The sequence below is a fragment of the Mesorhizobium sp. M7A.F.Ca.US.011.01.1.1 genome (genome assembly GCF_003998295.1).
Classification (GTDB): Bacteria; Pseudomonadota; Alphaproteobacteria; order Rhizobiales; family Rhizobiaceae; genus Mesorhizobium.
Genome location: NZ_RZRT01000117.1, coordinates 1 through 6,813 on the forward strand (window position 1 = coordinate 1; position 6,813 = coordinate 6,813).

The 6,813-nt window shown below is 62.5% G+C and carries 5 protein-coding genes and 1 pseudogene; 4 read left to right on the plus strand and 2 right to left on the minus strand.

The window, feature by feature from the left end; translation table 11 throughout:
• The first annotated feature begins 16 nt into the window (after positions 1 to 16).
• Complete coding sequence (locus tag EOA13_RS36180) at positions 17 to 961, plus strand: rhamnose ABC transporter substrate-binding protein (RefSeq protein ID WP_245490592.1); 945 nt, start codon at positions 17 to 19, stop codon at positions 959 to 961.
• A gap of 77 nt (positions 962 to 1,038) precedes the next feature.
• On the plus strand, positions 1,039 to 1,800 hold the full coding sequence (locus EOA13_RS36185) for a glutamine amidotransferase (RefSeq protein ID WP_127297923.1): 762 nt from the start codon (positions 1,039 to 1,041) through the stop codon (positions 1,798 to 1,800).
• A gap of 377 nt (positions 1,801 to 2,177) precedes the next feature.
• On the opposite strand, the gene ehuB is transcribed toward EOA13_RS36185, so the two are convergent.
• Together ehuB and EOA13_RS36200 are read right to left on the minus strand one after the other, a co-directional pair.
• Positions 2,178 to 3,086, minus strand: coding sequence for an ectoine/hydroxyectoine ABC transporter substrate-binding protein EhuB (ehuB, locus tag EOA13_RS36195; RefSeq protein WP_127297924.1), 909 nt, complete (start codon positions 3,084 to 3,086; stop codon positions 2,178 to 2,180).
• Positions 3,087 to 3,338: 252 nt separating this feature from the next.
• Positions 3,339 to 3,806: an Lrp/AsnC family transcriptional regulator gene (locus EOA13_RS36200; RefSeq protein WP_127297925.1), complete on the minus strand. Its 468-nt coding sequence runs from the start codon at positions 3,804 to 3,806 to the stop codon at positions 3,339 to 3,341.
• 126 nt (positions 3,807 to 3,932) lie between these two features.
• Between EOA13_RS36200 and EOA13_RS36205 the strand changes: the two genes are divergently transcribed.
• Positions 3,933 to 6,314 (plus strand): transketolase, encoded by a 2,382-nt coding sequence (locus EOA13_RS36205; RefSeq protein WP_127297926.1) that lies wholly within the window; start codon positions 3,933 to 3,935, stop codon positions 6,312 to 6,314.
• Between the two features lie 127 nt (positions 6,315 to 6,441).
• Positions 6,442 to 6,813, plus strand: a pseudogene (locus EOA13_RS36210) (kinase); the annotation flags it as partial.

The window sequence follows — 6,813 nt, forward strand, 5'->3', positions numbered from 1 at the left end:
GCTTGCGCCGACCTCGCTGGCTTACAGCCAGGAATGCGCAAAGGAACCGGTAACCGTCGGCTTCTTGCCCAAGCTGGATACCGATCCCTACTTCAAGGTGGCTTTCGGCGGCGCCGAAGAAGCGGCGAAGGAGATTGGCGGTACCGCCACCCAGGTCGCCCCGTCACAGGCGACCGCCGAGGCACAGATCGAATTCATCAACAGCCTCGTGTCGCAGAAGGTCGGGGTCATCGCGATTGCCGGCAACGACGCCAATGCCGTTGCGCCTGCACTGAAGCGCGCCGTTCAGCAGGGCGTGCGGGTGATCTCGTATGATTCCGACGTGGCGGCCGATGCCCGCGCGGTATTCGTGAACCAGGTGAAGGGCGACAGTCTGGCCGAAATGATGCTGGAAAGCGCATTCAACCTCAGCGGCGGCGAAGGCGAATTCGCGATCCTGTCGTCGACGCCGACGGCGACCAACCAGAACGCCTGGATCGACTTCATGAAGGCGAAAATGGCGGCAGAGCCGAAATACGCCAAGATGAAGCTGGTGCAGGTCGCCTATGGCGAGGAAAGCGAACAGGTCAACCAGCAACAGGCGTTGGCGCTGGTGCAGGCGTTTCCGGATCTCAAGGTGATCATCGTGCCGGCAGGCATTGGCCTTCCGGCGGCCGCGCGTGCACTCGAGGAAGCCGGCATGATCGGCAAGGTCAAGCTGACCGGCCTGGCGCCGGCCACTTTGATCTCGAAATACATCAAGGACGGCGCCGCGCAGGATATCTGGTGGAATGTCACCGATCTCGGCTATCTTACCTATCAGACGGCCCAGGCGCTGGCGCAGTGCAAGATCACCGGCAAGGAAGGTGAGAAGTTCACGGCAGGCCGGCTCGGCGAATACACGATTGGGGCGGGCGGCGAACTGATCCTTGGCCCGGCAAAGATCGTGACGCCTGAAAACCTGGCCGAGTTCAAGTTCTAAGCCTTCCAAGGCTTTGCGGGCGCCGGTTCGAGCCGGCGGCCGCCTTTCAATCTTCAGTCGGAAACTACGAGGCGACGATGAAACTCTTGTTGGCAGGCGAGACCTTCGCGGCGACGACTTCGGTCGCTGCCGGCGGCGACGTGCTGACAAGCGCTGCGTGGGTCAACGGTGCGACAGCCTTCAATGCCGCGCTTGCCGAGGAAGGCATTGCGGTCACGCAGATCGGCGGCGATCGCTGTGCCGCCGAGTTTCCCTTCGACCTCGATGCGCTCGCTGAGTACCAGGCGGTGGTGATCTCCGATGTCGGCGCGCTGACCTTGCTGGTCACGCCGGAGGCCCGTGCCGGCCGCGTTGGCGTCAACCGCCTCGAGGTGCTGAAAGCCTATGTCGAAGCTGGCGGCGGGCTGATGCTGGCCGGCGGCTATATGGGATTTCAGGGCATGTTCGGGACAGCGCGGTTCTACGACACTCCGGTCGAGGATGTGTTGCCTGTGCGCTGCCTGCCGTTTTGCGACGGCATGGAGGTGCCGCAGGGCCTGCAGGCATCCATCCTGCGGCCGTCACATCCGATCTTTGCCGGTGTCGAGGGCCCATTGCCGCCGATCCTCGGCATGAACAAGCTGGATTTCAGGAGCGATGGCTCGTCCCAGCTTCTTGCAGCCTGCCACCATCGCGGCGCGGACTGGCCGCTGCTTGCCATTCGCAACCATGGAAGCGGCCGGACAGTCGCCTGGGCAACCGACATCGGTCCGCATTGGCTCTCGCAGGATTTTCTCCGGTGGCCACTCTACGGTAGGCTGATGGCGAACATGATCCGATGGCTCGCCGGCCACGAATAAAAGCCGGATACCGGATTTTACTTCATATTTGGCCGCGGCCACGCCCGCGGTGATGTAGGGCAAGGTCCGGTCGAACGCATAGCCCGCCCGCAGCCGCGCCAAACCCGACCACTTGAGTTCGCTCTTGAGCAAAGCGCTGAGCCATCGCGCCCCGTGCCGAGAGGTCAGTCCAGTCGCATTGCTGTAGGCGATGTCAGCCTCGGCACCGAGCACGAAGCTGTTCTCCATCTGGTAATTGGCAGGCGCCTGGCCAAGGGACCAACCTTGCGGCAGGAATCCCCGAAGACGTTGCGCCGTCCAGCGATGCGGAACGACAATGATCCGAAGGGCATGTAGCCGGACAGAGGCGCCGCGCGGGCTTGCGCGGCGCCATCCGCTCAGTTGATGCCAGAGGGCTTCTGTTGCTGACGCCGGTGGTTGGCGGCTCCGCACAATTGCGACGTCGTCAATCCTGGCGGCACTTTTTCCGTGGGACCAAATCCGTACTTCGCCATGATGGTGGCGATCGTGCCTTTCGACATGACCTTCGCCAGACCCTGATTGTAGAGGTCGCGCAGATCGCCATCGTCCTTCCTGAACGCGACCGCGATGTAGCTGATCGACTTTTCGTCCGTCGTGAACGGGCTGGCGCGCTCCAGATCGGGGCTCCTGTTGCCGGCAAGCAGCCCGATCACCGTCGGGGACGAGAACACCGCGGCGTCGATGCGGCCGGCGCGCAGTGCCGCGATGTTGGTCTCGATGTCCGGGAACTGCAGGATGCGGTCCTCCGGAACGCCCTCGGTGATGGCGTTCTTGATGACATTGCTGCCGCGGCCGCCCCCCATGATCGCGTCGGCTTTCTTGGCAAGATCCGCATAGCTATGGAGCGCCTTGGGGTTCCCGGCGAGCACGATAGCCGCGTCGTCCGACCTCAGGTCGGGAGCGCCGAATGCGACCTGCTGGCATCGCTCCGGCGTTATCGACAGCCCAGATGCGACGGCATCGAAACGCCCGGCCATCAGGCCCGGGATCAAGGCGCCGAACTCGGTGACCTCGAAGTCGACCTGCTTGACGCCGAGATCGGCGAAGGCAGCTCTGAGGAGATCCGGGTGCCACCCGAGCAACTCGCCGGTTCCCTCCTTCTTGTAGCCCCATGGCGACCGGTTATGGATGCCGATGACGATGCGTCCTTCCTTCAAGACGCGTTCTTTTGTGGTCTCCGCCGCGGCCGGCAATAGAGATCCAACAAGCGCGGCATAGGCGATGCAGGCCAGGCCAATGGCGGCCGATCGGGCTCGAAATTTCATCGGTTCAGTCCTCCCGTGAGATTGAGTTAGTGCGCGCAGGCGTTCCGCCTCAGCCGCGCGACGCTACGTTTGAAAGCGGCAATTCGTCAATATAGATATACAAAATATATACAAAATATTGCGAACGCAGCAAGGAGAGGCTCTCGCTCGTGGCGACGAGGGGAATACGTTTGTTTGTGAGTTGCATTGGGTTGACGCAGATGCCTCAACCTCACTCAGTTGCCGCCGCGATGGTTCTAGACAACCGGTCGATTAGACGGGCAAGACTTCCGAGCGCTTGACTTGGCCCAGCGCGAAGCTGCTTTCGATCGAGGCGATGTTGTCCAGCCGCGTCAGCTTGTCCTTGATGAACCGCTCATAGGCCTCGAGGTCGCGCACCACGATGCGCATCAGGTAATCCCGCTGGCCGGTCATCAGATAGCAGTCGACCACCTCCGGCCAGCGCAGCACCGCCTGGGAGAAGCGGTCGAGATCGCCCTCGCGTTGCCGTTCAAGCTTGATCGATGCGAAAGCGCTGATCGGTAAGCCGAGCTTCTTCTGGTCGAGGACCACGGTGTAACCTTTGATGACGCCGGCGCTCTCCAGGAGCCTGACGCGCCGGGCGCAAGGTGAAGGGGAAAGACCGACGGCTTCAGCGAGGTCGTTCGTCGTCGCTTTTGCGTTCTTCTGAAGCGCGGCGATGATTTTCATATCGATTGCATCGAGCGTCGGATTTGGCACGTTTCCCTCGTCTGGACATCGTTATTGGCTGGATCAGCCAATATCATCGATCTGCTCGGGTAAGAATAGCCACTTTTGAGAGACCGTGGCCGCTATCGTTAAGCCGCGATATCACGGGAGCCGACGATGACGATCCTTTCGGAGCTTGAACGCAAGGTTCTTTGGCTGGCTGTCTGGATGATCCATCATGCCAATCATGTTCGCGGGTCGCAGGACGGCCTCAAGGTCGGCGGCCATCAAGCGTCGTCGGCGTCGGCCTCGACCTTGATGACGGCGCTCTACTTCCAGATCCTCAGGCCCGAAGACCGTATTGCCGTCAAGCCGCATGCCAGCCCGGTTTTTCACGCCATCCAATATCTGTTCGGCAAGCAGACGCTCGAGCAGCTGCAGAATTTCCGCGGTTATCGCGGCGCGCAGTCCTACCCGTCTCGAACCAAGGATATCGACGATGTCGATTTCTCGACCGGGTCGGTTGGACTGGGCGTGGCGCAAACCCTGTTCTCCTCCCTGGTCCAAGATTATGTCAGGGCAAAAGGCTGGAACGCGGACCAGCCGGAAGGTCGGATGGTCGCCCTTCTCGGCGACGCTGAAATGGACGAAGGCAATATCTTCGAGGCCCTTCTCGAAGGCTGGAAACACGGCCTGCGCAACACTTGGTGGGTCGTCGACTACAACAGGCAGAGCCTTGATGCGGTGGTGCGCGAAGGCCTGTGGCAGCGGTTCGAGTCCATCTTTCGCAACTTCGGCTGGGATGTGGTGATCCTCAAACATGGGACATTGCAACAGGCGGCCTTCGCGGAAGAGGGCGGCGAAAAGCTGCGGTCCTGGATCGACGCATGCCCCAATCAGCTCTATTCCGCGTTGACCTTCCAGGGCGGCGCCGCATGGCGCAGGCGCCTTCTGGACGACCTCGGTGATCAGGGACCGGTCACCCGCCTGATCGAGAAGCGCAGCGACGAAGACCTTGCCGCCTTGATGGCGAATCTCGGCGGCCATGATCTGGCGAGCATCATCGATGCCTTCGAGAAGGCGCGCGGTCATGATCGTCCGACCTGCTTCATCGCCTATACCATCAAAGGTTTCGGCCTGCCGCTGGCCGGCCATAAGGACAATCACGCTGGATTGATGACGCCGGCGCAAGTCGACGCGCTGCGGCAAGGCATGGGTGTCCGCGCGGGGCGTGAATGGGACATGTTCGAGGGCCTTGCATATGATGAGGCCGCGATCCGGTCCTATCTGGCGTCGTCGCCATTCGCGCAGGCAGCTACCCGCCGCCATCAAGCCCCAGCCATAACCGTGCCGGCGCGGATTGCTTTCAGCGCCCAGGCGTCCATGTCGACACAGCAGGGCTTTGGCCTTTTGATGCACGACATCGCCAAGTCAGACAGCGATTTTGCAAAGCGTGTCGTCACCACGTCTCCGGACGTCACCGTCTCGACCAATCTTGGCGCCTGGGTAAACAGGCGGGGTCTGTTTGCGCGCCGCGACCAGGCGGACATTTTTCGTGAAGAACGCATTCCCTCTACCTTCAACTGGACGTTTTCGCCGTCGGGACAGCATTTCGAACTCGGCATCTCGGAGATGAACCTCTTCACGATGCTGTCGGCGCTGGGTTTGTCGCATTCGCTTCATGGCGAGCGCCTGCTTCCGGTTGGAACGCTCTACGACCCGTTTATCGAGCGTGGCCTCGATGCGCTCAACTATGCTTGCTATCAGGACGCTCGCTTTATCCTGGCGGCGACGCCTTCTGGCGTCACGCTGGCGCCCGAGGGCGGAGCGCATCAGTCGATCGCCACGCCGCTGATCGGCATGGCGCAGGACGGCCTGGCGACATTCGAGCCGGCCTATGTCGACGAGCTGGCCGTCATCCTGCGTTGGGCATTCGACTACATGCAGCGCTCCGGCGAGACCGAGCCCGATGACCATACCTGGCTGCGCGATCAGACGGGAGGTTCGGTCTACCTCAGGCTCTCGACGCGGCTGATCGAGCAGCCGACACGCCAGACCGGGGACACCCCGGCGCGCGACATCGTCGATGGCGCCTACTGGTTGCGCAAACCCGGGCCGAATGCCGCTGTGGTCATCGCCTATTCGGGAGCTGTCGCGCCGGAGGCGGTCCAGGCATTGGGGCTGATGGCCGGTGACCGGCGCGATGTCGGGCTTCTTGCCGTGACCTCGGCCGACCGGCTGAACGCCGGCTGGTCGGCCGCGGCGCGGGCGCGGCAATATGGCCATCCGCGCGCCACCAGTCATGTCGAGCGCCTGTTGGCCGATCTCCCGGCCTCATGTGCCATCGTGACGGTGCTGGACGGGCATCCCGCAACGCTCGCCTGGCTGGGGTCGGTTCATGGCCATCGCACGCGCGCGCTCGGCGTCGAGCATTTCGGCCAGACCGGTACGATCGCGGATCTCTATCGGCATTACGGGATCGATGCGCAAGGTATCATGGCCGCGGTGCAGTCGGTGTCGGCCGGCCGGCCGCTGAGGCACCTTGGCTCCGCCGCCTGACGATCCGCCAGCATCGCCTCGCGGCCGGCTCGTTCGATAGGGGCTGTCAATACCGGAATTCCTTAAGGGCGGCTGCCAATCGTCGGCGCCATCTTCCCGCGTGGCTGGAAAGCGTGGGGAGATGAAAATGGCTGGGGCCGGCGAGCATATGAGCCGTGAAACGATGAAGTCGTCGGTGGGGACGGCGGCGGCGATCGGGCATCACGGCGAACTCATCCAGGGCGTCTTCAAGGACGATGGCGGGCGCCTTCATCGCGGGCTCGTGACGCTGCCGATTGCCGGCTTGAGATCGGAGGCGAGCTTTGCCAGGAGCGACAACGATGCGGTCGTTGTCAACCCCGATCACAAGGTCAAGGCGTCGGCAGCTGCGCGGCTCACGCTCGATTTCTTGAACGTCACCGGCGGCGGCGAGCTGACACTTCAAAGCGCAATTCCCGTGGGGCACGGCTACGGCTCATCGACGGCTGACGTTGTCGCTTCCATTCGTGCTGTCGCCGCA